Here is a 25980-nt window from a genome sequence, read left to right on the forward strand (position 1 = left end):
ATCATTTTACAATAAATTATAAATAATACGACTGGCAAATCCACCTATAAAGAGTAAAAGTTGGATCATCACTGTCACTATTTGAATTTTGAAAAGTCGTAATGTCCCTTTTTCGCGCTCATACATTGTTCGAGATTTAGAAAAATCAGATTTAATTAAACCTAATTTTACAAGCGCATGATCTAACTCTTTCAACACTATTGAGGGTTCCTGAATATATGGCGTCGAATATTCAAAAAGTTTGATATCGAAATTAGTCCTAAGTGCATAATATTGACTTATTAAGCCAAAAATAAAAACAAAAAAACAGATTAAACTTATCAGATTTGAATCATTAATTGCCAGATAAATAAAGCCAATGACCAACGCAGAAATTGTTAATAACCCAGAAAAAATATTAATTTGCTTACTTAAAGAAAGTAAACTACACAATGTCACAATTTCAGTTTGATTGGTCTGAAACTGTTTTCTATTATGATCAGATTTCAGCATGTAGATTTCTGCTCCATTCTATTAATATTAACCGTTGTCTAGTTGAAATAACAATATTACGCCGACATGTTCTTACCTTAGCTATCGCATCATCAACATTCTTGGCTCGATTAGTCCACAACAACCACGCGATAACTGCTGTCGCACTTCTTGAATAACCTAATGCACAGCAGACTAACAATCGACCTTGGAGTCGATATTGTTCAATGATTTCAGCCGTCATTTGACATTGCGCTTGCGTGAGCGGTGTCATATCCAAAATGGGCATTAGCATATAATTACCTTTAAATTGACCTATCGGCAGTTCTGCACATAAATCAACAATAGTTGTAAATTGATTGTGTTTCAGATAGTAGGTTGAAGGAATTCTACCTAAATAAACGTTATCCTCAATGAAATTGTTTGGTTGGTGCTTAAACGTCCATAAACGTGAATTGATCCACATAATGATAAAATAAGGCAAATATAATATAATAACGACGAGTGAAAAATGCCCGTTAGATTGTTTTTGAAATCCTTTTGCACCTATCAAGAAATAATTAAGCGCGACCAACAAAAATGCTCCAGAAAGCCAAAATAACCAAAGTCCCCAACCCCTCATATAAATGGCCAAACTCATGGTTAACAGAGTTAAACAACAATAAATAAAAGCCCAACGGTACTGTTTTGATAAAAACGCTAATTTTAGGGTAAATATACCATCATTAGGCCATAACCATATGCATAAACACCCCACCCATACACCAGTTGGGATATCAAAAAAATGATGTTGCCAGGTTGTTAATACCGATAGCGCAATTAACAAACACCAAATATGCAAAATATTACGGAAAAAAGTCTGAAAATAATTAGCATAGAACTGCCATAAAATAATAAGTAATGTGATATGTAATGATGGGGCTTGATTAAAAGGTTTATCAAATCCCATAAGAAAATCAAAAAGTAAACCAAAAAATCCGTCCATAGCTGGACGATCAAAACTGAATTTAAGTGGGAAAAGAAGAAAACAACAGACACAAATAATTTGTGCGGTTAATAATCTAAAGCAAAGTATTTTTAATGACTGATTCGATTTTGCTAGTAATATAGCAAGTCCATACATTAAATCTATCGACCAATAGGGCACAATCGTCCATGACCAAAGTGGTATGAGCGTTTCCCAATCAAAAACAATGCTACTGACATCATTACGTTCAGCTGTGAATGCATTGCTAAAATTGTAACTAGCAAAGAAAAATACCGTTAACCCGATAAGCCATAAACATTTGTTAATGTTTAATTGAATAGAACCCTGCTTCATCATAACGTTAATTAATTAATCAATGCGCTGAGCTAATGACACCGTAAAAATCCCCCACTGATCAATACGCATTGTGACTTTTCGAAAGCCTGCTGCCATGACAAGTTGATCCATTTCAAGTTGTGTCCGTCTGCGCATTATCCATGGTTGCCCATCACGATGTGAAGTTAATGCTCGGGCAATAAACTCAAGTTGAGGATGCCAAGGTTGATTGGTATAAATTAAATATCCACCTTTGGGGATAGCATCCGCTAAACCCGATAAAGATTCACGTAATAATGAGTTATCACTAAACAATTCATACAAACCAGAAACGACAGCTAATGTTGGTTTAGGCGATAGGTCAGCTAACTGCTGTCTGTTAAAAGCATCGCCCTTTTCAAACTGTACAAGGTGACTTAAGCCTAATTCATTAATCAAATTTTGACCATCACGAATATTAATATCGCTATAATCTCTAAGCAGTACTGAATCAGGTTTCTTGGCTAACTGATTAATTGTCTCAAGAATATAACGTCCATGGCCTGCTGCTATATCAACAATATTGACGATATTATCGTGTTTTTGTAATTGCGATATGGCTAATTTTAATAATTCTTCAAGATGTATTTTACGTTGCCGAATTCCTCGCCAACCCATTGATTGCAAATAAATATAGTCAAAAAACTGACCTAATTTTGAACTTCCTGAAGGTTGATTACGATAAACATAATCCAATGTACTACCTGAGTCGAACCCAGTTTCAACTCCAAGTTTGATACCATCAGAAATTTTACTGGCATATTTTAAATTAGCTTTGATGAATTTCCAGTAAAGAGGTTTAACTATTCCCTTCACAGGCAATGATAAATTATCGGCTTCTTGCTTAGTATAACCAACAAGGTCTGCGTTAACCAAAGAAGGAATATTCGGTTGATTTGCAAAGCACCCTATAATAAAACGCCTTGCTTTTTCAATAGCGATATGGCGTTCTTGTTCACCAAACGTGTCATGATAAAAATTAGGCAAAATATGAAATTCTTTTTGAGTGGTACCTAAATTTTCATAAAACTGTTTCTGAGGTTTGCGTCTGACAACAAAATCAGAACCAGAAACAAGTATTTGAGTCGGCACTGTTATTGCATTAGCATCTTTAACAATACGATCAGCTACAGAATATAAATCAAGTAGCAATCTGACTGAAATTGGTCGAGTGATTAATGGATCTTGATTAAATGATTCTGCTCGTTGTTTGTCATGAGTCAATAATCCAGATTTAACGTAACTATTAACAAAAAAATTACCTTTCAGATTATATAATAATTTTAAACCAGACACTGCCAAAGGAACATAAAGTTTTACACGAAAAGCAGGCGCTCCTAGTACTAAGGCTCGAATATTAGGGGTATAGTCATGTACCCATGCACTTGCAATGACGGCACCCACACTTTGTGCAATTATTGCAATATCTTGTTGTCTTAAACTATATTCTTGGGTAATGTGTTCAATAAAAGCATTCGCATCCTTGATCAACGTGGCAAAATTGGGGGCATCGCCTCGTTCACCTTCTGATTGTCCATTACCTCGAGCATCCCATGCGAAAATTTGAAAATTAGGTAATTCAAGTTCGTCGGCAAGATGCGCTATTCGACCAGAATGTTCATGTCCTCGATGAAAAAGCACAATCGCTTGATTAGGTTGAATATCGGCATCTATTGCAGGCCAGTAGCGATAAAATATTTGGCAACCATCATGGCTTGTGAATGTTTTTTGTTGCTGTTGACGCATCGACAACTCCTTGTTAAATTTTAGCTTCTTGCAAACCTTTTCGAATTCGATTCACAGTCGTCCATATGAGTAAAAAAATAATTATCCCTAATAACGCATTTATCCAATTCAATGGTAACAAACCGGTAGCAATACCTAAACTGATTAAGCTAAAAATAAAAGCTCTATCGCTTTTTCCCATTGGACCGTCATACCGTCTGGATGCACCAATTAGTAACCCTAAAACACCACTATATTCAGTTAAAAAAGACAGTAACACAATCAATATCACTAAACCAGTATTGACACTTGGCACCTGAATAAATACTAATAATAGCGCACAATCGGAAATAACATCCGTTATTTCATTTAGATATGCGCCTAAATTAGATTTTTGATGATACTCTCGTGCTAACATGCCATCAATGGCATTGAGCGCCATTCGAATAAACATCCATACTGGAATTAAGAAAAATAGCCAAAGATATTCAATAAAATAACTCACAATCAAGGCGATAAAAATAGAGCCCATACAAGCGAATAAGGTGACCTGATTAGCGGTAATGTTCACACTATAGAATTTCTCAACGCAGGGACGAAGTAACGATTGAAATCGTGATTTTAATTGATAAATTGATAACACAAACAATCCTTTTATAAATTACTTTTTTTAACTATGATTTACACTGAATCGTCATGTACTTTAACATTTAAACAATCCGTTGTAACTGGGTATACTTTAATGAACTTACCATAAAATGCAAACGATTAAGCACATTAACTTCACCTGCACCATCATCAAAGTCTAAATAGAGTAAGTTGAGTTTTGGGTTAAGATCTCGCATTCGTTTTTCAACACCTTTAGATACAACATGGTTCGCAATACATCCAAACGGTTGCAGGCTAATCACATTGTTAATTCCCTGTTCAGCAAATGTCATAATGCCAGCAGGAATCAACCAACCTTCACCATATTGATTCGCCAGATTTAAGATTTCTTCAGCCTTTTTAGACATATCGCGAATATTATGGAAAGGTTGATAATACTTAAATTGGGACAAAATTTTATTTGTTTTATCAATATACCGATGTGCAATCTTTTCAAAAAAGGATATTAGATAAGAGATATAACTCTTTGATGAGAGATAATTATTGACATTACTATCATAATTAACAAAACATTGCGCAAAAAACTCAATCATTGGTGGAATAACCGGTTCAATACCCTGCTCGACTAGCCATTCAATACTGTGTTGATTACCAAAACTATTATATTTAACGTAAATTTCGCCCACTATACCGATTTGTGGACAATCTTTATGGTGTGTTTCAATTTGATTAAAGTGTACAACGGCTTGCGTTAATAGTTCGAAGATGGCCTTTTTACCTTGCTTTTGTTGAATAAGTTGTTGCAATTTATGCATATAAAGCGCTTTAAGCTGATCAGCTTGTTGTTTAACTTTCGCTCTTGGCGCAATGGCGTAATACATTTTTGATAGTGAATCAGCAAAAAGCATCGCAAAAAAAGTTATCGGTAATGTTTTAAACCAATTTAGCTTAAAGCCAGGTTGTTCTATTTCATTAATATTTCCAGTACTAAGTGAAATTATGGGAATATTTTCAAAACCATTACTGATCATCGCTTTTTTGATCAACGATAAATAACTACTCGCTCGACATTGTCCACCCGTTTGAGTTATCCCTATTGCCACATCATTACGGTCATATTTACCTGAACGCAATGCTTTAATAATATCCCCAACAATAATTGTTGCTGGATAACAGATTTCGTTATTGCAGTATTTTAATCCCCATTCGACTGAACGCTTATCTGGTTTAGGTAATGTTTCCAGTTTATAACCCGATAACGCAAAAATTGGCGTTAAAAGCGGAGAATAAAAATCGGAGATAAACGGTGCTAAAATGGTTCGACGTTGCTTATCTTGCTTGCTAAAAATAGCCGTTTTTTTACGTTCATCTGTTTTTAACGGTTGCTGATGATTCATTCGTATCGATTCAATAATGGAACGTAAACGTAATCTGACAGAACCCGTTGCGGTAATTTCGTCAACACGAATTATCGTACCGGTTTTACCTTTTGATTCTAAAATTGCTTTACACTCATCGGTAACAATAGCATCAGGCCCGCAACCAAATGAATTAAGTTGAACAAATTGGATATTATTGGGTTGCTCTGCAACGAATGAAGCGGCAGCATATAAACGATTCGGGTAGCTCCATTGTGAACAAATTTGAAGTTCTGGCGATAACTGGCTAATGCCACCTAATACAGAATCTTCAGTAATCACATCACAACCAAGCGCATTTAAGATTTCAGGTGTTTTATGGTTTATTAAGCTATCACTATGATAAGGCCGTCCTGCTAAAATAAATACATATCGCCCTGTTTGTTTGGCATTATCTAATACTTCAATCGCTTTGTTGTAAAGATTCTGTTTAAACTGGGACTGTGCCATTAATGCTGCCGAAAAGGCGTTATCAATGACTTTTTTCGCTATACCTAATGACCGTAAATATTGAACACAACTTTTTTTGAGTAACTTCACATCCGTGAAATTCATCACAGGATAATCAATCGGAATACCATATTTTAATTCTGGATTGATAGCACTATGTATGACTTCTGCATAACTACTCACAATAGGACAATTATAACTATTTACTGCATTATCAAACTGGGATGATTCAAATACGACCATAGGCATAAAAATACGATCCACTTTTTGACCAACTAATTCCATAATATGCCCATGTACTAATTTAGCAGGAAAACAGATACTATCAGACATCACTGTACCTGCTCCTTGTTCATAAATTTTATGGGTCGAATAAGGTGAAAGTATTACGTTGATACCGCTTTGAGTCAATAAAGTATGCCAAAAAGGAAAATTTTCATACTGTCCAAGAACACGAGGTATGCCTATATTAATTTTTGCCTGAGGATTTTCGACAGTGATTCGATCAAACAAGAGCGCGTTTTTATAATCAAACATGTTAAAAGCATGATTATCTTTATATTGATTATTACTTAAGAAACGTTCACATTTATTACCGGAATAATATTTTTGTCCATTGGCAAAACGGTAGATCATAATATCACAATTATTTTCGCACCCCTTACAACGAGAAGGTTTCGCTTTGTTATCTTCAGCTTTTGCTAAGTTATCCAGCCCAATAAATTGTGAAGGTGTATTATTTTCAACAAAATGATTTTTTGCCACTAAAGCCGAGCCATAGGCGCCCATTAATTCAGGGATATTTGAGCTGGTGATTTGCGCACCGGTTAATTGTTCTAAGGCTCGAAAAACAGCAGGATTCTTAAAAGTTCCACCTTGCACGACGATATTATTACCTAATTTACGCATATCGTGCAGTTTAAGCACTTTATGAATTGCATTTTTAATCACTGAAAACGCAAGTCCAGCCGAAATATCCCCCATGGTGGCATTTTCGCGTAGGGCTTGTTTAACTTTAGAGTTCATAAACACAGTACAGCGTGTACCTAAATCACAGGGATGAGTTGATTGACAGGCCGCATCGGCAAAATCAATGGTATTTGAGTTTAATGATTTAGCAAAAGTTTCAATGAAGGAACCACACCCTGATGAACAAGCTTCATTAAGTTCGATATGATTAACCACACCATTGGCAATAAAAATGGCTTTCATATCTTGACCACCGATATCCATGATAAAACTGACATCTGGATCAATATGCTTTGCTGCGGCAAAATGCGCCATCGTTTCAACTAAACCATCATCAATACCAAATGCGGCTTTTAATAACTCTTCGCCATAACCGGTGACACCCGTACGCAAAATCACAATATCTTTATTGGATGTCTCAATTTCTTTTTTTAATTGAGATAATCCTTTAATCAGTGCACTAATTGAATGACCGTTATTGGGGGCATAATAAGTAAACAGTAGTTCATCATCTTCACTAATTAACGTAATTTTGGTTGTCGTTGAACCACTATCTATGCCCAAAAAAGCATTTTGCTTTTTATAATCTGCGATATTTAATCGAGGAATATCGATATATTTCCGTCTTTTTTTCCAGTCATCAAATGATAAGGTTTCATTAAAAAGAGGAGATAATCGAAAAGATTGATTCACTGCAATTTTTGTTGAAGCATTTAATTTCTCGATAAAACTATTAATTGAAAGTTCAGCACGTTCAATCGGATGAATTGCCGCCCCCCAAGCAGACAACAATGTTGGATAAGGCGTTTCAACTAGCTGATCTTCACCTAATTTCAACGTATTAAGCGCTGCTTTACCTAAGGTTGGAATAAAGGAAAATGGCCCACCAATTAACATCACTTTAGGAACGATATCATAACCACGTGCTAAGGTATTAACGAGTTGAATACAAACAGCATGTAAAACAGAATAGGCGATATTTTCTTTTGAGACATTACGACTAATGAGATTTTGGACATCGGTTTTGGCAAAAACGCCACAACGAGAAGCAATCGGAAAGATTTTGTCATGATGTTGAGCGAGTTGATCAAATTGTTGAACAGGCGTGTTTAATAAGGTTGCCATTTGATCGATAAATGCCCCTGTCCCACCTGCACAGCTACCGTTCATTCGAATATCGGGCGGGCGATCGGGAAAGAAGAAAATCATCTTACTATCTTCACCGCCAATATCAATTAAGGTTCTGACTTCGGGATAGTTGCGCTGCACAACTTCCGATGCCGCCACCACTTCTTGGATAAAAGGAATATCGGCTTTTTCAGATATTCCCATACCAGCCGAACCCGTTACCTTGACGGATAGACAAATATTATTACCAAACTTCTGTTTAATTTCATTAAGTAAATCGAGGACTGTCGCCACAATATGTGTATTATGACGAATGTAATTGGTATAAACAAAATTGTCAAACTCATCAAGTACAACACATTTCGCTGTTGTGGAACCCACATCTAAACCAAATTTAAATAATTTTGACATAAGCAGCACATAATCCCCAAAGCATCCATTACTTTTTAATCGATATAATCAATATCGCTTTATTTTTTATATGTAATAATTATAGCCGAATCTTACTTTTTTTAATCAATTTGGTTAAAAAATATCTTGTTATAAAGTTGCGTTTTTAAAATCCTATTAAATTAATTTCTATCAGAGAAAATAGTTAGTTAAAACCATTTTTAATAGGGTGAACTAACTATTTTTTTGCATCTTTTATGAGGATAATAATATGTATTAACTCATCTTTTCTAATCCCTGCTTGGCGATCGCGATAACATTTTTTAAATCGACGCCTTGCGCTTTAGCAGCAAAAATACAACCACAATAACATTGTCGATAGACATCATATTCTTTGCAAAGCTCGATAGAACGTTTATAACCATTATTTTTTTTAAAATCGGAAGGTAGATAATTCACCGAAAAAATTTCTTGAATTTCAAAACCCAGTTGATTGATTTTCTGGCTATTTTTTTTAGGACTTAACGTCAATGCACTCGCAAAATAATCGTATCCCAATTCTTGCGCTTTAATCGCTGCCAAATCTAACCGCATTTTATAGCAGAGATGACAACGCTCTCCTCCTTCGGGCTCATCACGCAAATGCCCAACTTGTTTAACAAACTCTGCCGGTTGGTAAGGTGCTTCTAAAAACTGGACATGATGCCCTGTTTTCAGGTTAAAATCGTTGATGAATTTTTGTTGGACCAGACTACGATGTTCATATTCAACTCTTGGATGAATATTCGAATTGGCAAAATAGATAGTAATATCAGCATACTGCGCCAAATACTCTAAAACATAGGTACTACATGGTGCACAGCAACTATGAATCAATAATTTAGGGCGAACTGCTTCGTGCTGCCAATCTGCGATGACTTCTTGTAAAACAGAATCGTAATTGATTTTGTTATGAGGATTTAATTTTTCCAGTATATTTTTAGCATTAATTAACATGATGACTCGTTTATAATTTTGATGATTAAAGTCTTTTTAAGCTGCGCTATGATATAGCGATAAACGCAACCATTCAAGCTTAGCATGTAATTTTTTATACTGAAACAAAGGTAATAACTAAAACTTTTTGACAATCTAATTATGACGTCAATAGCGTGCTTTTACTCAATAGCCATTAAACCTGAAGTTTATTCAATCATCTAACCTTGTTTATTGATTAACTTAATTAAAACAAACTGTTATACTGATTAATTATTCATCTCAAAATCGACATTAATAATATTAGTGCCCTGACACTTTAGAAAATAAGTTTATAATAATTACCCCAAACATGATAAATCCCATACCGATTACAGCCGCTAAGTCCAAAGTTTGTTTCATGAAGATCCAAGCAATCAAACTAATAAGCACAATACCAATTCCTGACCAAATCGCATAAGCAATACCTACGGGAATGGTTTTTAATGCTAAGGAAAGAATATAAAATGATGCGCTATAGCCAACAATTGTAATAATAGAATAAATAAGATGGGTAAACCCATTCGATAATTTTAATGAAGATGTAGCGATAACTTCACAAATAATAGCGAAAAAAAGATAAAGATATGCATTCATAATAATACCTATAGTCATTTGAAAAACAAATTTATTGGTTAAGTTTAAAACCTTAACTTTTTGATGTTTTATTAACCTATCACAACCTTAATCAATAATATTAAAGCTTAATTATGGTTTCATTTCATCATGCTAATTTGAACAAACAGGTAAACTTGAAAGCTATCAAAGCTAGAAAATTATGAAAAAGGAATATTAAAATGGTGGGTTGTGAGGGGATCGAACCCGCGACCAATTGATTAAGAGTCAACTGCTCTACCGACTGAGCTAACAACCCATAAAAGTATTTTCGAAGTATATAGTAAACTTAATTCAAAAGCAAATTAGCAACACCAATTTTTTTTGTAAAACATTGATATTAATCTTAATATATCATTTCTTACCTTAACGCCCACATGGTCTAATTACAAATATAACATGTATCATTTTATAATGGTGGTACTTTATCAACCCTAATAGCGGTCAGTTAATATACAATTTCAGGTATCATCGATAAGCAATAATGGAGCAAGGTAAAAAAATCTCTCGCTAAATTAGCGAGAGATTTTATTGGCAAGACTATAAATTTTTAATCGCAAGATATTGTTCTTGCAATTTGGTTTTATCATCAATATAGCCTTGTTGTTTTTCTTTCTCTTTGGCAACGACTGCTGCCGGTGCTTTATCTACAAAACTGGCATTCGATAATTTACCGGCAATACGGGCTATTTCACCGTCAATACGGGCTATCTCTTTTTCAAGACGCGCTAATTCATCGTCTTTATTAATTAAGCCAGCCATTGGCATTAATAGCTCAGCGCCATCCACCAATTTAGTTACTGACAATGGCCCCGTTTCACCTTCATCTAATAAGACAATTTCGGATAATCTGGCTAACGATTCAATGAAATTGATATTATCACTGATGATTCGATGAACTGTAGGCGAAGCTTTACGAATCAATAGTTGCAATGGTTTACTTGGTGCAATATTCATCTCAGCACGAATATTACGAACAGCAATAACCACATCTTTAATCCAGTTAATATCCGCAACGGCTTGGTCATCAGTATGCTTGCTGTCAAATGCAGGCATCGGCTGTAACATAATGGTATCGGCTTTAATCTCCATTAAAGGTTTAACACTTTGCCAAATCACTTCTGTAATAAAAGGAATAATTGGATGTGCAAGTCGTAATAATGCCTCAAGAACGGTGACTAAGGTATGACGGGCAGCACGTTGTTCGGATTGTCCACCATTGGCTAATACTGATTTAGTCAATTCTAAATACCAGTCACAGAACTGATTCCATGTAAATTCATATAAAATATTAGCAGCTAAATCAAATCGATAAGTATCAAAAGCTTCACGATAAGATTTTACGGTTTGGTTAAATTCAGCTAGTATCCATTTATCCGCTAATGAATAAGCCAGATCGCCACCTTTGAAACCACAATCATGTGCTTCGGTGTTCATTAGCACATAACGGCTAGCATTCCAAAGTTTATTACAGAAGTTACGATAACCTTCTAAACGTTTTAAATCCCAATTGATATCTCGCCCAGTTGATGCAAGCGCCGCTAAAGTAAAGCGTAATGCATCAGTACCATGTGCTTCTATCCCGTTTGGAAACTGTTTTTCCGTACGTTTGGCTATTTTTTCAGCCAATTGAGGTTGCATCATATTACCAGTACGTTTTTCGAGTAAATCAGCAAGTGATATCCCATCAATCATATCTAAAGGATCGATAACATTTCCTTTAGATTTAGACATTTTTTGCCCTTCTTCATCACGAATCAAGCCTGTCACATAGACTGTTTTGAACGGAACTTGAGGTTTGCCATCTTTATCTTTAATAAAGTGCATGGTCATCATGATCATTCTAGCTACCCAGAAGAAGATGATATCAAAGCCTGTAACTAAAACATTCGTTGGATGAAAAGTTGCTAAATCATCCGTATTTTCTGGCCAACCTAATGTTGAGAATGTCCAAAGCGCAGATGAAAACCACGTATCAAGTACATCTTCATCTTGAGATAAAATAATATCGTCAGATAAATTATTTTCACGTCGAACTTCAGCTTCATCTCGTCCAACATAAACACGACCTTGCTCATCATACCAAGCAGGAATACGATGTCCCCACCATAATTGACGTGAAATACACCAATCTTGAATATCATTCATCCAAGAAAAGTACATGTTTTCGTACTGTTTTGGTACAAATTGAATATCGCCATTTTTCACCGCATCAATAGCTGGCTCAGCTAACACTTTAGCTCGAACATACCATTGGTCAGTTAACATTGGTTCGATCACTACTCCACCACGATCACCATAAGGAATGGTTAAATCATGCGGTTCGATTTTTTCTAAAATAGCTTGAGCTTCACATGCAGCAATGACCGCTTTGCGTGCTGCAAAACGCTCTAAATTTTGGAACTCAGACGGAATATCAGTTGAATAAATATCGCTTGCTTCACCATTGGTATCAAAAACTTCAGCTTGTGCACGAATATCACCGTCAAATGTAAAAATGTTGATCATCGGTAATTGATGTCGACGACCGACTTCGTAGTCATTGAAATCATGCGCAGGTGTAATTTTTACACAACCGGTACCTTTGGTCATATCAGCATGTTCATCGCCAACAATCGGAATACGACGGTTAACAAAAGGCAAAATCACATAGTGACCAATTAAATCTTTGTAACGCGGATCTTCAGGATTAACAGCCACACCGGTATCCCCAAATAGCGTTTCGGGGCGAGTAGTTGCAACCACTAAATAGTCTTTGCCATCAGCAGTTTTTGCGCCGTCAGCTAAGGGATAACGCAAATGCCACATAGACCCTTTTACTTCACGATTTTCAACTTCTAAATCAGAAATAGCTGTACGTAACTTCGGATCCCAGTTTACTAAACGTTTACCACGATAAATTAAATCCTCTTGATAAAGCCTTACAAATACCTCTTTAACGGCATTAGATAAACCTTCATCCATGGTAAAACGCTCACGATCCCAATCAACCGAATCACCTAAACGACGCATTTGCTTAGTAATGCTTCCCCCTGATTCGGCTTTCCATTGCCAAATTTTTTCAATAAAAGCTTCACGACCATAATCATGACGGGTTTTACTTTCTTCGGCTGCGATTTTACGCTCTACCACCATTTGCGTTGCAATACCGGCATGGTCAGTACCAGATTGCCATAATGTGTTATGACCTTGCATACGATGATACCGAATCAACGCATCCATAATCGTTTGTTGGAACGCATGTCCCATATGTAAACTACCTGTCACATTAGGTGGTGGAATCGCTATGCAATAGCTAGGCTGGGATTTGTCACCGTTGGGTTTAAAATAACCGCTCTGTTCCCAATGTTGGTAAATGGGCTGTTCGATTTCTTGTGGATTATAAGTCGAATTTTTCATATAAATGCATTAATCCTAATTCAAGGCATAAAAATGGAATTATTCTACTATAAAATAGATAAACAATAAATTGGCTTAATACTATCATAAAGTATTAAATTTACTGTTTGAAAACTTAATGACCAAGCATAGCAATACTAGCCATTATGTACATAATATGGGTATTGTTTTCAGATTAAAACCACTTTCTTTATACGTTTTATACCTATTTCTGGCAAGTGATTTCAATCGTTCCTCAACAGGCACAAAATCAATAATATCATGATATAATCCAGAAAATTCAGGGAACTGTTCCTGCAAATTAATCAATAATTGACGATTACCACTGCTGCGTTTTTGAGGCCAACAGATTTCAACAGGTGATCCCCCTTTCATTCCTTCACCGACTAAATTATGAGGAACAAAATTATCGGTATCCAGTTGCCAAAGGTATTCATCGATACGTTCAGCTTGAACTTGATCTTGGCAAGCAACCAACACTCTTTGTTTTGCTTGCCATGCCTCGACAATTTTTTGGCAAGCGAGTTTTTCATAAAACAATATGCCTGTTTCGCTTGCTTCTGTTTGGTTTTCTAACAGATAGAAAATCACTTTTTTCATAAAAATAGTAATGCCGTCTTATTGATCTAACAAATATTGAATCAACATAGCAACCGGTCGCCCTGTCGCACCTTTGTTTGCACCTGATTTCCATGCTGTACCCGCAATATCTAAATGTGCCCAATGGTATTTTTGAGTAAAACGAGACAAGAAACATGCCGCTGTAATCGTACCACCATCACGCCCACCAGCATTGACAATATCGGCACACGTTGATTTAATCTGATCTTGGAAATCATTATCCATTGGTAAAGCCCATGCTTTATCATCCGCTTTGTTGGATGCATGCACTAATTGTGTTACTAACTTTTCATCATTTCCCATCACGCCCGTATAATGATGTCCTAAAGCCACAATACATGCACCAGTTAGCGTTGCAATATCAATCACCGCTTTTGGATTAAAACGCTCAACATAAGTTAGTGTATCACATAAAACTAAACGACCTTCCGCATCTGTATTAATCACTTCAACCGTTGTACCTGACATTGTCGTTAAAATATCGCCAGGACGATAAGCATTACCATCGGGCATATTTTCACATCCAGCCATAACACCAACCACATTAATTGGTAAATTTAATTCTGCTACAGCTTGCATTACGCCATAAACGGTAGCTGCGCCACACATATCGTATTTCATTTCATCCATACTTGCAGCTGGTTTAATTGACAAACCACCAGAATCAAACGTTAATCCCTTACCGACTAAAACAATAGGTTGCGCTTTTTTGTCTTTTGCACCGTTGTATTCGATAACTGTCATTATCGATTCATTCTGTGAACCTCGACCTACAGCTAAATAAGCATTCATATTTAATTTAGCGAGCTCTTTTTCACCTAAGCACGTCGTTTTTAATGATTCATAAGTTTTGTCTAGCAATTTACCCTGTTCTGCTAAATATTGTGCATTACAGATATTTGAAGGCATATTAGCCAGCGTTTTTGTAGCCAAGATAGCATCAGCAATAATTTTACCCTGTTGTAAATTGCAACTAATCGATTGCGTTTGTTCTTTATCACCATAAATCAAATTAACTTTAGCAAGATTCAGTTTGGGTGCTTTTTCCGTTTTGAATAGATCAAAGTGATACGTTATATCATTCACAATTTGCGGTAATTGTTTTGCAATGATTGAACTATAGGCAGTATTGACGGTTAGTAAATCCCAAGTGATGCTCTTAATATTTTTAGCAACTAGCTCTTTCACCACATTTTGAATCACTTTTTTGGCTTTTGAAAAATCAAATTCTTTACATTTGCCACAGCCAACCAATAATAACTTTTGAGTAAAACCAGTTATACAAGGGTACAACAGAGTGGTTTTTCCTAATTCACCACTAATATCACCACTTTTAATAAGTTGGCTAATCATGCCATGAGTCAATTCATCGATTTCATTAACAATGTCTGATTGTTTCTTACCTGAATCTATTGAAATAACTAAACATTCTGTTTTTTGATTCGTTAAAGTATGACTGTTTTTGATTAAGAATTCCATAATGTTTCTCGTGTAAAAGATAATGCGAATAGTAATATTTTATCGATTCATCATGGGATAGCAACAAAAAGATAACTAATTACTCTTATTTCAGTTTATAATAATTAGATCTGAAAAAACGTTTAATTTTGTATAGGTAAAATGTGATAATTCGTCGATATTTAGTTAAAGAGACATTGAAAACACAAGGTGCTATTTTGTTTATCTTGCTCCTTATTTTCTTTTCTCAAAAATTAATTAAAATTTTATCGAGCGCGATCGAAGGAAATATTCCTCGTGACTTAATCATGCCCTTGTTAGTCTTGGGTATTTCTAATATGGCTGATTTGATTTTACCTTTAAGTCTTTTTTTAGGGGTGCTTATTACATTTGGCCGCTTATATTCAGACAGTGAAATGGTTGCTATGCATGCCTGCGGCGTGAAAAAAAATGTCACTTATCAAGTCGTTTTTTTACTATGTATCTTCACCTGCTCGTTAACAATGCTAAATACTTTATGGTTCGGGCCTTGGTCAAATATCAAGCAAAGTCAATTAATTGAAAATGCTAAATTAAATCCAAGTTTAGCGGGATTATTATCCGGACAATTTCAACAAACTCCTGACGGAAATTCGGTCATCTATATTGGTAATGTCAATAATAACAATTTAGAAAATGTTTTTATCGCTAAAGTAAAAACTAAAGATAACGAAAGACCCTCGATCATAATTGCGAATAAAGGCAAAACCGGCCATGACAAAGAAGGCAATCAAATTATTACGTTAGAAAGCGCCAATCGTTACGAAGGAAACATACAATTACAAGATTTTCGTATATCAAATTTTCATAATTATTTGGGAATTATCAAACCTAAAGAATTGGATATGAATAGTGATGATGAAAAAATTGATGTACAACAGCTCGGATTAACTGAATTGCAAACGCTGAAAACGCCCAAAACCAAAGCTGAGTTTTATTGGCGGTTAACACTGATTGTTTCCGTTCCATTAATGGCTTTTTTAGTTATTCCACTGAGTGTCACAAATCCAAGGCAAGGCAGGCTTTCGCAAATCTTACCCGCTTTACTGCTCTATTTGGTCTATTTTCTGTTAGCCAGTTCAATAAAAGCAAATGCTGGGAAAGGCCGTATGGATGCTGAATTTTGGTTTTACTTAATTAATATTACCTATTTTATTATTGCATTGATATTAAATTGCTGGGATAGCATCTTCATGCGTAAACTTCGTCTAAAATTCAGTAAATCATAAAGGGGAAAAATGTGTTTTCGATTTTAGATCGCTACATTGGTAGAACAATTTTAAGCTCAATAGGTCTGAGCCTGTTTTTACTTATTAGCTTGTCAGGGATTATTCGTTTTATAGACCAACTCAGAAGAATAAAAGGTGATTATGATGCTTTTTCAGTTGGTATATATACGGCCTTAATGACACCTAAAGATCTGGAAACTTTTTTTCCAATGGCAGCATTGTTAGGCGCCTTAATTGGATTAGGGTTACTGGCATCTCGAAGCGAGCTTATCGTTATGGAAACGTCTGGTTTTAGCCGTTTTAAAATTGCAAAAGCCGTTATGAAAACGGCTATACCATTAGTGATTATTACTATGGCAATCGGTGAATGGGTAGCCCCTGAGTGTGAACAAACTGCCCGTAATATGCGTTCTGTAAAAATATATGGCAATTCGTTATTAGCTGAACAAGGTAGTTTATGGGCAAAAGATGGAAACAATTATATCTATATTGGTCGTGTTAATGACGATAATTCCATTAACGATATTTCAATTTATGCGACAGATAATAATCAATTATTGTCTATAACCCATGCTGATTATGGCATATTTAAAAAAAATGAATGGACATTAACGCAAGTTGAAAAAAATGACTTTAGTGATCCGGTTAAAGTAAATGGAACAAATCTGATGTCCATGAAATGGGAAACTAACATCACGCCGGATAAATTGAACATTGTTGCTTTTGATCCTGACTCGCTTTCTGCTACAGGACTTTATAAATATTCACAATATCTGCACAACTCGGGACAAGATACGAGCTATTATGATTTACTTTTCTGGAAAAAAATCATAAAACCGGTCTCTGTTGCTGTCATGATGTTACTTGCCCTCTCGTTTATATTTGGCCCACTGCGAAGTGTGTCAACGGGTGTTAGGGTCATCATCGGCATTAGTTTTGGGTTTATTTTCTATATAGCCGATAACTTATTTGCTCAAATGAGTATCGTTATTGGTATCTATCCAATCATAGGATCGTTAATAACCAGTTTTGTTTTTTTACTGATAAGTTATGCACTATTTAAAAGAAGAAATTAAACCAACATACCCTTAATGTTTGTTGATCTTATTATTTACCATTTAACGCCTATCATTCAATAAATGAATGATAGGAAATCAAGATTTATGTTTTTCAAAAAGAGATAAATATTCCCCATACCCCTCTTCGACCAGTTTATTAACCGGAATAAAACGTAAAGCAGCAGAATTAATACAATAACGCAATCCACCTAACGCTTTAGGCCCATCATTAAAAACATGCCCAAGGTGAGAATCCCCTATTACGGATCGGACTTCGGTTCTATGCATACCATAACTGTTATCTGCTTTTTCAAGAATATGATGATCATTAACAGGACGAGAAAAACTTGGCCAACCACATCCAGAATCAAATTTATCGTAAGAAGTAAATAAAGGTTCACCGGATACAATATCGACATATAATCCTTCTTCATGATTATCATTAAACTCATTTTCAAACGGTGGTTCTGTGCCATTTTGTTGCGTCACATGATATTGCATAGCGGTTAATTTAGAAATGGCTTGGTCTTTCGTAAGTTTATTCATAAGTCACCTAATAGCTAATATTGAAGAACTTAATTAGCAAAACAGCCTTTAAAGCTAACTATTTTGCCAACATCGATTGTAAAACTTTATCTTTAAGCCAAAAGTAATGATATAAAGCCCCGAGAATATGTACCAAAATTAATACGGCTAGCAAATATGAACTGACTAAATGAGTGCTATGGAAAAACAGATAAAACTCATTTGGCATATCGATAGCAGGGATGGAAACAAGACCAAAAACATTGAGCGGGCGACTACTCATCAAATACCCAGATAACGGAACAATTAACAGAAAAATATAGATAAAGCCTTGGGTAGATTTTGATAAAATTCGCTGTAGTCTTTGATGTTTATCTAAAACATCAGGGATACCATATTGGATAATTACTTTAATACGCCATATTGTTACAATGAAGACTAAAACACCAATTGATTTATGTAACAAATAGATATTCGGCATCCCTCCCAAAAAATGAGATAGAATGATTTTAAACATAATCAGCAAAAACGCTAATATAACTAGCACTGCTGATAGCCAATGTATTAATTTTTGTTGACTTCGATACTGAGGGTAATCTTGCATAACTTACTCACTTTTAGGTTTAGATTTATCTTGCCAATGCTGTGACAAAAATGACGAACGCCCGGACAATTGATAATAACGATTGTAATGTTGTGACTGTTTTTTATAAAAGTCTTGATGATACTCTTCAGCTGGATAAAAAGCGACAGCGGGTTCAATAGCGACTTGAATCGGGTGAGTAAAACGACCACTTGCCTCTAACTCTTTTTTCGATTCTAGTGCTAAATTATGTTGGAATTGATTATGATAAAAAATAACCGGACGGTAAGAATCTCCTCGATCAGCAAACTGACCATGTTGATCCGTAGGATCAATTTGTTGCCAAAAAATATCTAATAACTTTTTATAACTAATTTTCTTTGGATCAAACGTAATTTGAACGGCTTCAGTATGTCCGGTATCACCTTGACATACTTGTTCATAGGTAGGGTTTACTACATGCCCACCCGTATAACCCGACACCACACTAATAACACCTTCGTATTGATCGAACGGTTTGACCATACACCAAAAACAACCGCCGGCGAATGTTGCTTGCTCATATTGTTGCATAATAATCTCCAATAAAAATGATTTTAAAAGACACCCCTTGAAAAAGCTTAAAAAATCACCATTTCACAAGCTAACCATCTCAGTTTTAGGAGGATCGAATATGGCTAGTGGTTGGGCATCTGACGATGCCGTTAATCAACAAATTGAAAGCACCATTGCAGATGCTATCGAAAATGCTAGACGCCAACTTAAACAAGGTGCTCAAAGTGCTGATTTCTGCATTGAATGCGGTGATCCTATTCCAAAAGCACGAAAGCTTGCATTACCTGGCGTACAATATTGTTTAAACTGCCAACAAGAACTGGATAAAAAGTCTGCTAAAGCGGCGATTTTATATAATCGTCGAGGCAGCAAAGACAGTTAACTACGTTAATATTTTGTTTATTGCCTAATTATAAAATTCATTGTGATGTTGAAAACTGAAAATCCGCAACTATTTTCGATTTAATAAAATCGTTATCTTATAAAAGATAACACGTTTTGCGCTTATTAACACCTTTAAGTTAATCACTTTTTTTAGATCAGCTTACATATAAAGATAAGGATTAAATCATGATTAGAGCGTTACTGATTTCATCATGCAGCTTTCATAAGTAGAAAAACAAGCAACGCTCCTTTTTTTATACTATTCATAACCAAAACACATAGATAGCGAATGTATTTTAGCAATGGTCGTCTACTTTTTTTTATCTGGATGAGGATCTTTTACTGAATCGCCCTGTCCTGAAACAATATACCAACCATTTTTGATATGTGGTTTTTTGTTATGATCCGGACATGGTGGCAAGGATTTTTTACTTTGATTGGAAAAAGTATAACCGCAATCAGCACACTTATAAGTGCCAGCTGAAACATCACTACCGTATGAAGCAAATTTTTGTACCATTATTAGCTCCTCGTATGTTGTAGGTTAGTGATAAGCACATTACTTATCACTATTATATATAAACGTCTATCAGTAAAAAATCAAGTTTAGATTTGATTAATTTACAATCCAACTGACAATAATTTTCTCATTAATTTTTCAAAAATCAGATATAATAAAACCTGCATTTCAAGAAAAAACACGTTTTTAACAAAAATTCTTCATAAATTAGAACTCACTAAATTTAATCTCGACCATTTTAAATTTAATTTTTTATTTCTCTAAAAAGGCATGGATCAATGCCACTTAAAATAACTTTTTAATTTGGAGGTTGGAAATGTATTTACTACAAATGGCACCGAAATTTTTACTTGCACTCATCATTTTGCTTATTTACGTGAAACTATCGGGTAAAAGTCAAATTGCCCCGATGTCTCAGTTAGATCAGGTTGGTAGTATGGTAATCGGTGCGTTAGTCGGGGGAGCTTTACTCAGTCCAACCGTTTCAGCTTGGGAAGCCGCTGGGCTTGTAGCAATTTGGGCAGCGTTATTAATTTTAATTCGCTTTATTAAATCAAAAAATTCTCGATTAAGAGATGCGATTGACGGTGAAGCAATTCAGTTAGTTAAAAACGGAAAATTATTAACAGATAATTTTGCCAAGGCAAACTTGCCTGTACGTGATTTTGAAACTTTAGTGAACATACAAGGAATATCCTCATTTAGTCAATTAAAACAAGTTTGGTATGAATTAAATGGTTCGCTAACCATTATTAAGAAAGGTGAAAAAGATATTGCTGAACTGATCATCGAAAATGGCTGTATTAGTCAAGATAATCTTGAACAACTCAAAAAAGATGAAGATTGGCTCATGCAGGAAATCCATAAACAAGGATATGAAAAAGTCGAAGACATTTTTTGTGCAGAATGGTTTGATAATAAACTCATCATCTACCCATATAATAAAACTGAAGATAAGTCAGCTTAAAACCCACTTAAAAAAATAATCACCTAATTAAATTAACTTTAGCTAATTAAACTTGTTAGTTAAAGTTATTTAATTGCACATTGGGATCCATAATATCTTCTATCGTATACTTTTCGAGCTCTTTCAAAAATGCTTCTTTAGCATCCGACAGATAGTATTTTAAACGACAAGCAGGACTGATATGACAAAATGATAAACTGCAATTAAGAAGATTTAGCGGTTCTATTTGTCTAACCACAGTACCAATATTAATCAGTTTTTTTTCTATTTTTAATTTAATGCCACCATTTTTTCCTTGCTTGGTCTCGACATAACCTAATTTACTTAAATTATAAACGACTTTAACCAAATGATTTTTAGAAATTTTAAAATAATGACTAATATCTGCGATACTGACTAGCTGATCACCATCTACCGTGGATAAATAAAGAAGCACACGTATACTGTAATCGGTAAAACTTGATAATTGCACTGATTTTTCCTATCTACTTAAAAAACTTATCATCTCACATTATAGGCAATATCAATGATTAAATTAACCCTCTTTTTATGACTAATTAAATTTTTATTACCAAGTTAAAAAACTAAATTATCATGGTGTTATCCTCATCAACAATATGAGGATAACAATCAGTTTAAGTTTTGTTATGCTGCACAATAATTTAGTATTTGATTTAGATCTTTACTGGCTTGAGAAGTCATACGAAGATCAAATTTATCTTGTAAAATATTCAATATATTGTCGGTTAAAAATTCAGGCATTGAAGGCCCTGCATAAATTCCTTTGATACCTAGCGACAATAATGTCAATAATATAACTATAGCTTTCTGTTCAAACCATGATAAAACCAAAGTCAATGGTAATTCATTCACGCCACATCCAAAAGCTTCAACCAACGCCAATGCTAATTGCACTGCGGAATAAGCATCATTACATTGCCCAATATCAATTAATCGAGGAATGCCGTTAATATTGCCGAAATTTTGCATATTAAACCGATATTTACCACAACCTAAAGTTAAAATAACACTATCTTTAGGGACTTGATTTGCCATTTCGGTATAATAATGCCGTTCACTTTTACTGCCGTCACATCCACCAATTAAAAAGAAATGCTTAATATTACCTGCTTTAACTTGTTCGACAACCGTTGGTGCTACATTTAATAGAGTATTACGGGCAAAGCCGACAGTAATAAAATGCTCTAATTCCGTGTAATCAAATCCGGGTTGGTTCAATGCACACTCAATAACGGGACTAAAATCATCTGTTTCAATATGAGTGACACCTGGCCAGCCAACCATACTTCGGGTAAAGATGCGCTCTGCATAGCCTTTAGTAAAAGGATTAATAATACAGTTAGACGTCATAACGATAGCACCAGGAAAATTAGCAAATTCGGTCTGTTGATTTTGCCAAGCTGTACCGTAGTTTCCAACTAAATGTGAATATTTTTTTAACTCAGGATAAGCATGAGCCGGTAACATTTCGCCGTGTGTATACACATTAATGCCTTTATCTTGAGTCTGTTCTAATATCAAACGCAAATCATGAAAATCGTGACCAGAGACAAGAATACATTTACCTTTAACAGGTCTAGTATTGACTTTAGTTGGGATAGGATCGCCAAAAGTATTGGTAGCGCCGGCATCAAGCATTCCCATTACTTTATAATTCAATCGTCCTATTTGCATGGATAATTGAAATAATTTATTAATGTCAGAAGGATTATCGCCAAGAAAACTCATCATTTCATGATATTCGGTGTAAATATCTTGATTAAATTGCCCCAAAACAGCAGCGTGTTCCATATAAGCAGCTGCCCCTTTCAATCCATATAGTGCTAATAAGCGCAGTCCAATGACATCCTTTCCGACTTTATCTTGATCGTGCTTTAACATCACTAAAGAAGAAAAATCCAATAATTCTTGCTTAGTTTTAGGAAAATTTAATTGGGCTACATAGGTTAACGCAGGTAAATGTTCATTAAATTGTAGTACAGCAACTTTGGCTAGCTGTTCTAATTTTTGAGAATAGATATCGGCTTCTGCAAGATACGCCAACATTCTGTCTGCATCAAAATTCACATTAGTTAACGTTGAGAAAAATGTTTGTGCACACCATCTATCGATTTGTCTGTCCACAATGTCATGTCTACGACAAATGGCCGCCCAAAATGAAACCTTTTGCAAACTGGCGACTAAAACATCTTGAAGATCAGAAACTTCTGCTGTTTTACCACACATTCCTTTAGAATAACTACACCCTTTTTCATTTGATTTTATTATTGTTTGCTCACACTGAATACAAAACATTATTACTCCTGTTTTCTTTCCTCTTACTAAAACAGGTATATAAAATACATGTTTAAAATAAAAAAGAAAAGTGAATTTACCAATTTAATTTTTTTAATAAACGTGAAAAATTTGAACTTATATTGAAACTAAGAGTCAGAATTCATATTGTTATGCTACTTAAAAGATAGACAGTTTGATAATTACAATTAAGGAATACTAGAAACCCTTCGCTCATCCTAAGCCTAGTTAGGATGTTGTCTGATGAATTCGATAAAAATCGGTTTTCAAGCCAGATCGAAAATTTGCTTTTCCATTCATTTCTTAAATAAAGAATTAAAATTATTTACTTATTTTAACTTAATTCAATAGGTTACATGTAAGAAATATCTAATATTAATCGCCAAAATAAATTTGATTAAGTGATTAAAATCAGAAATAATGCTAAACCGATTATTTTAATCATGCATGATTATTGATTAAATATTAATTGATATTCATGTCATTATAAAAAAGGTGAACTACAATATACTTAGACGGGTAAGCAGTTTGTTATAAATACAAACCATAAAAGATGACATCAAATGTTAATGGAGTAAATATCCTTGGTTGTTCCTCAAGTTGACCGAACCCAGTCAAATGACAAGTAATTGTTGTTATTTAAGCATCAATTTAATGCCATTAAAAACAAAAAAATAATCTCAAAAATAAAATCTTAACCTAGTATGCGTTAATCTATTAAGGAATAGAGGTTAAAATCTTAAAATTAATGAAGTTTTAACAGGAAAGAAATATGTTTACTGATTCAAACACTAAACAAATAAGTTTTTGTTTTCATACTCAGAAAAAAAAATTTATAAAATGGAAAAAATTAGCCAAAAAAGCCAATATGACGTTATCAGACTGGATTGTAAAAAAACTTAATTCAGACATCGATATTGTGTTACGGGACATTGTTCTTCCTAATGATATCGAAAAAGATGACAGATGGCTGATAAAATTAACTATACCCTCAGTGATAAAAGGTTATTGGGTCTATTGTTCAAGAGAAAGGAAAATGAAATTAGTTAAATGGATCACCAATAAATTAGATTCCTAATAAGGAATTAATCAAGACCAACTTTTACAGAATAATTCTATAACGCAACGATAAGGTTATAGAGAAACAGACTAAAATAAAACGGAAATATGATAAACATTGAGCGGTTAATCAATTTTTTTTAAATTTCTATTGACGTAGAAATTAAGATGGGTAAAATGCACTGCATTCGAAACGCATTTATTTTTAACGAATCGTTTTGAGCCCGGGTGGTGAAATCGGTAGACACAAGGGATTTAAAATCCCTCGGCCTTTTTGGCCGTGCGAGTTCAAGTCTCGCCCCGGGCACCACATCTATCTCTCTTTATCCTTCTTTCATCGACTTATTTTATCACTGTCTTAACGACACCTTTGTAAGCATATTATTACTAACTTATATCAACATTTTACTAAAAAACTTTATCAATCATTTAATTAAAGATGTTTTAGTTGTTTAATAAAATTCAATTTTTTAGATAAGTCAGATCCACTGCTTGAACAAAAATAATGTAATCATCCATAATGTTTAATGGATCAATAGCTAACGGCTGAGTATGCTCAAAAAATAGCGCTATAATTAAACTTTTTAGTGACAAGATTAGTTTGGTAAGGAAATGTTATTGGAGTAACTTTTATCTATGATATTAACAACTCTAAAATGAATTATTGCTTAGAACGCAGACCCAAAATTTTTGGGTCTGAAGATTAAACACTAAATGACGAACCACAACCACAAGTCGTTGTTGCATTAGGATTATCAACCACAAAACGTGATCCTTGTAATCCTTCTACATAATCAATGGTACCGCCAACTAAGTATTGTAAACTCATAGGATCGATAACCAACGATACCCCATTTTTCTCTATGGCTAAATCATCTTCGTTTACTTTCTCGTCAAAAGTAAACCCATACTGAAATCCACTACATCCTCCACCTGTAATATAAACCCTTAATTTAAGATTTGGGTTTTCTTCTTCGGTGACTAACGCTTTTACTTTATTCGCTGCAGCATCAGTAAAATTAATTGGTAAAGCATTGCCCATTTTATTCTCCTACTGTCTTGATCTGCTTATTATATACTGTGTAAAAAAGAAATTACAAAATGAAAAACTCTATTATTTAAATTTTTGTTTAGTT

Annotated in this window: 22 protein-coding genes and 2 tRNA genes; 6 read left to right on the plus strand and 18 right to left on the minus strand. The window is 34.5% G+C overall.

Annotated features, from left to right (window positions below; translation table 11 throughout):
* Window positions 1–6: 6 nt before the first annotated feature.
* From ACGH46_RS05570 to ACGH46_RS05620, 11 genes are all read right to left on the minus strand, one after another.
* Window positions 7–492: a hypothetical protein gene (locus ACGH46_RS05570; RefSeq protein ID WP_411604645.1), complete on the minus strand. Its 486-nt coding sequence runs from the start codon at window positions 490–492 to the stop codon at window positions 7–9.
* Window positions 479–1795, minus strand: coding sequence for a phosphatase PAP2/dual specificity phosphatase family protein (locus tag ACGH46_RS05575; RefSeq protein WP_411604647.1), 1317 nt, complete (start codon window positions 1793–1795; stop codon window positions 479–481). Before ACGH46_RS05575 ends, ACGH46_RS05570 begins: the two co-directional genes overlap by 14 nt.
* 12 nt (window positions 1796–1807) lie before the next feature.
* Window positions 1808–3559, minus strand: a complete 1752-nt coding sequence (locus ACGH46_RS05580; RefSeq protein WP_411604650.1) for a bifunctional alpha/beta hydrolase/class I SAM-dependent methyltransferase — start codon at window positions 3557–3559, stop codon at window positions 1808–1810.
* Window positions 3560–3572: 13 nt separating this feature from the next.
* Window positions 3573–4181: a CDP-alcohol phosphatidyltransferase family protein gene (locus tag ACGH46_RS05585; RefSeq protein ID WP_267359900.1), complete on the minus strand. Its 609-nt coding sequence runs from the start codon at window positions 4179–4181 to the stop codon at window positions 3573–3575.
* A 67-nt stretch (window positions 4182–4248) separates the two neighbouring features.
* On the minus strand, window positions 4249–8523 hold the full coding sequence (locus tag ACGH46_RS05590) for an acyl-CoA dehydratase activase-related protein (RefSeq protein ID WP_411604653.1): 4275 nt from the start codon (window positions 8521–8523) through the stop codon (window positions 4249–4251).
* Window positions 8524–8778: 255 nt separating this feature from the next.
* Complete coding sequence (locus tag ACGH46_RS05595) at window positions 8779–9498, minus strand: epoxyqueuosine reductase QueH (RefSeq protein WP_411604656.1); 720 nt, start codon at window positions 9496–9498, stop codon at window positions 8779–8781.
* Window positions 9499–9780: 282 nt separating this feature from the next.
* Window positions 9781–10113, minus strand: a complete 333-nt coding sequence (locus ACGH46_RS05600) for a DMT family transporter (RefSeq protein ID WP_065558273.1) — start codon at window positions 10111–10113, stop codon at window positions 9781–9783.
* Between the two features lie 201 nt (window positions 10114–10314).
* Window positions 10315–10390, minus strand: a tRNA-Lys gene (locus tag ACGH46_RS05605).
* 281 nt (window positions 10391–10671) lie between these two features.
* On the minus strand, window positions 10672–13530 hold the full coding sequence (locus ACGH46_RS05610; protein WP_411604659.1) for a valine--tRNA ligase: 2859 nt from the start codon (window positions 13528–13530) through the stop codon (window positions 10672–10674).
* 144 nt (window positions 13531–13674) lie between these two features.
* Window positions 13675–14130, minus strand: coding sequence for a DNA polymerase III subunit chi (locus ACGH46_RS05615; RefSeq protein ID WP_267350779.1), 456 nt, complete (start codon window positions 14128–14130; stop codon window positions 13675–13677).
* Between the two features lie 18 nt (window positions 14131–14148).
* Window positions 14149–15630 (minus strand): leucyl aminopeptidase, encoded by a 1482-nt coding sequence (locus ACGH46_RS05620; protein ID WP_411596583.1) that lies wholly within the window; start codon window positions 15628–15630, stop codon window positions 14149–14151.
* 143 nt (window positions 15631–15773) lie between these two features.
* Between ACGH46_RS05620 and lptF the strand changes: the two genes are divergently transcribed.
* Together lptF and lptG are read left to right on the plus strand one after the other, a co-directional pair.
* The gene (gene lptF / locus ACGH46_RS05625) at window positions 15774–16877 is read left to right on the plus strand and encodes an LPS export ABC transporter permease LptF (RefSeq protein WP_267350777.1); all 1104 of its coding nucleotides are present in this window, start codon (window positions 15774–15776) and stop codon (window positions 16875–16877) included.
* An 11-nt stretch (window positions 16878–16888) separates the two neighbouring features.
* A complete protein-coding gene (gene lptG / locus ACGH46_RS05630; protein WP_065558221.1) occupies window positions 16889–17953 on the plus strand; it encodes an LPS export ABC transporter permease LptG in 1065 nt (354 codons plus the stop codon).
* Window positions 17954–18031: 78 nt separating this feature from the next.
* Here lptG and msrB read toward each other — a convergent pair whose 3' ends face one another.
* The 3 genes from msrB to msrA are packed head-to-tail and all read right to left on the minus strand — an operon-like array spanning window position 18032 to window position 19616.
* On the minus strand, window positions 18032–18481 hold the full coding sequence (msrB, locus tag ACGH46_RS05635) for a peptide-methionine (R)-S-oxide reductase MsrB (RefSeq protein ID WP_411596581.1): 450 nt from the start codon (window positions 18479–18481) through the stop codon (window positions 18032–18034).
* 58 nt (window positions 18482–18539) lie between these two features.
* On the minus strand, window positions 18540–19064 hold the full coding sequence (locus ACGH46_RS05640; protein ID WP_411596580.1) for a cytochrome b: 525 nt from the start codon (window positions 19062–19064) through the stop codon (window positions 18540–18542).
* Between the two features lie 3 nt (window positions 19065–19067).
* Complete coding sequence (gene msrA, locus ACGH46_RS05645; protein ID WP_267350773.1) at window positions 19068–19616, minus strand: peptide-methionine (S)-S-oxide reductase MsrA; 549 nt, start codon at window positions 19614–19616, stop codon at window positions 19068–19070.
* A 100-nt stretch (window positions 19617–19716) separates the two neighbouring features.
* On the opposite strand from msrA, the gene ACGH46_RS05650 reads away from it, so the two are divergent.
* Window positions 19717–19980: a DksA/TraR family C4-type zinc finger protein gene (locus ACGH46_RS05650; RefSeq protein WP_411604662.1), complete on the plus strand. Its 264-nt coding sequence runs from the start codon at window positions 19717–19719 to the stop codon at window positions 19978–19980.
* 312 nt (window positions 19981–20292) lie between these two features.
* Here ACGH46_RS05650 and ACGH46_RS05655 read toward each other — a convergent pair whose 3' ends face one another.
* Entirely contained in the window at window positions 20293–20502 is a 210-nt protein-coding gene (locus ACGH46_RS05655) for a hypothetical protein (RefSeq protein ID WP_065558216.1), read from the minus strand.
* Between the two features lie 316 nt (window positions 20503–20818).
* On the opposite strand from ACGH46_RS05655, the gene ACGH46_RS05660 reads away from it, so the two are divergent.
* Window positions 20819–21469 carry a DUF421 domain-containing protein gene (locus ACGH46_RS05660; protein WP_411604665.1) on the plus strand — a complete coding sequence of 217 codons (651 nt, stop codon included), beginning with the start codon at window positions 20819–20821 and terminating at the stop codon, window positions 21467–21469.
* 55 nt (window positions 21470–21524) lie between these two features.
* Here the strand turns inward: ACGH46_RS05660 and ACGH46_RS05665 are convergent, their stop codons facing one another.
* Window positions 21525–21941 carry an Rrf2 family transcriptional regulator gene (locus ACGH46_RS05665; RefSeq protein ID WP_267350772.1) on the minus strand — a complete coding sequence of 139 codons (417 nt, stop codon included), beginning with the start codon at window positions 21939–21941 and terminating at the stop codon, window positions 21525–21527.
* Window positions 21942–22114: 173 nt separating this feature from the next.
* Complete coding sequence (gene hcp, locus ACGH46_RS05670; protein ID WP_411589728.1) at window positions 22115–23785, minus strand: hydroxylamine reductase; 1671 nt, start codon at window positions 23783–23785, stop codon at window positions 22115–22117.
* A gap of 772 nt (window positions 23786–24557) precedes the next feature.
* Between hcp and ACGH46_RS05675 the strand changes: the two genes are divergently transcribed.
* Entirely contained in the window at window positions 24558–24863 is a 306-nt protein-coding gene (locus ACGH46_RS05675; RefSeq protein ID WP_065558212.1) for a hypothetical protein, read from the plus strand.
* Window positions 24864–25066: 203 nt separating this feature from the next.
* A tRNA-Leu gene (locus ACGH46_RS05680) sits at window positions 25067–25154 on the plus strand.
* Window positions 25155–25547: 393 nt separating this feature from the next.
* Here the strand turns inward: ACGH46_RS05680 and erpA are convergent.
* The gene (gene erpA, locus ACGH46_RS05685) at window positions 25548–25886 is read right to left on the minus strand and encodes an iron-sulfur cluster insertion protein ErpA (RefSeq protein ID WP_065558211.1); all 339 of its coding nucleotides are present in this window, start codon (window positions 25884–25886) and stop codon (window positions 25548–25550) included.
* Between the last annotated feature and the right edge of the window lie 94 nt (window positions 25887–25980).

It is taken from the genome of Gilliamella sp. CG22 (assembly GCF_046635725.1).
Classification (GTDB): Bacteria; Pseudomonadota; Gammaproteobacteria; order Enterobacterales; family Orbaceae; genus Gilliamella; species Gilliamella apicola_I.

Coding starts and splice junctions, on each gene's coding strand:
- ACGH46_RS05570 (WP_411604645.1), bottom strand. CDS start 492: ATGCTGAAATCTGATCATAATAGAAAACAGTTTCAGACCAATCAAACT.
- ACGH46_RS05575 (WP_411604647.1), bottom strand. CDS start 1,795: ATGATGAAGCAGGGTTCTATTCAATTAAACATTAACAAATGTTTATGG.
- ACGH46_RS05580 (WP_411604650.1), bottom strand. CDS start 3,559: ATGCGTCAACAGCAACAAAAAACATTCACAAGCCATGATGGTTGCCAA.
- ACGH46_RS05590 (WP_411604653.1), bottom strand. CDS start 8,523: ATGTCAAAATTATTTAAATTTGGTTTAGATGTGGGTTCCACAACAGCG.
- ACGH46_RS05595 (WP_411604656.1), bottom strand. CDS start 9,498: ATGTTAATTAATGCTAAAAATATACTGGAAAAATTAAATCCTCATAAC.
- ACGH46_RS05600 (WP_065558273.1), bottom strand. CDS start 10,113: ATGAATGCATATCTTTATCTTTTTTTCGCTATTATTTGTGAAGTTATC.
- ACGH46_RS05610 (WP_411604659.1), bottom strand. CDS start 13,530: ATGAAAAATTCGACTTATAATCCACAAGAAATCGAACAGCCCATTTAC.
- ACGH46_RS05615 (WP_267350779.1), bottom strand. CDS start 14,130: ATGAAAAAAGTGATTTTCTATCTGTTAGAAAACCAAACAGAAGCAAGC.
- ACGH46_RS05620 (WP_411596583.1), bottom strand. CDS start 15,630: ATGGAATTCTTAATCAAAAACAGTCATACTTTAACGAATCAAAAAACA.
- msrB (WP_411596581.1), bottom strand. CDS start 18,481: ATGAATAAACTTACGAAAGACCAAGCCATTTCTAAATTAACCGCTATG.
- ACGH46_RS05640 (WP_411596580.1), bottom strand. CDS start 19,064: ATGCAAGATTACCCTCAGTATCGAAGTCAACAAAAATTAATACATTGG.
- msrA (WP_267350773.1), bottom strand. CDS start 19,616: ATGCAACAATATGAGCAAGCAACATTCGCCGGCGGTTGTTTTTGGTGT.
- ACGH46_RS05650 (WP_411604662.1), top strand. CDS start 19,717: ATGGCTAGTGGTTGGGCATCTGACGATGCCGTTAATCAACAAATTGAA.
- ACGH46_RS05655 (WP_065558216.1), bottom strand. CDS start 20,502: ATGGTACAAAAATTTGCTTCATACGGTAGTGATGTTTCAGCTGGCACT.
- ACGH46_RS05660 (WP_411604665.1), top strand. CDS start 20,819: ATGTATTTACTACAAATGGCACCGAAATTTTTACTTGCACTCATCATT.
- hcp (WP_411589728.1), bottom strand. CDS start 23,785: ATGTTTTGTATTCAGTGTGAGCAAACAATAATAAAATCAAATGAAAAA.
- ACGH46_RS05675 (WP_065558212.1), top strand. CDS start 24,558: ATGTTTACTGATTCAAACACTAAACAAATAAGTTTTTGTTTTCATACT.
- erpA (WP_065558211.1), bottom strand. CDS start 25,886: ATGGGCAATGCTTTACCAATTAATTTTACTGATGCTGCAGCGAATAAA.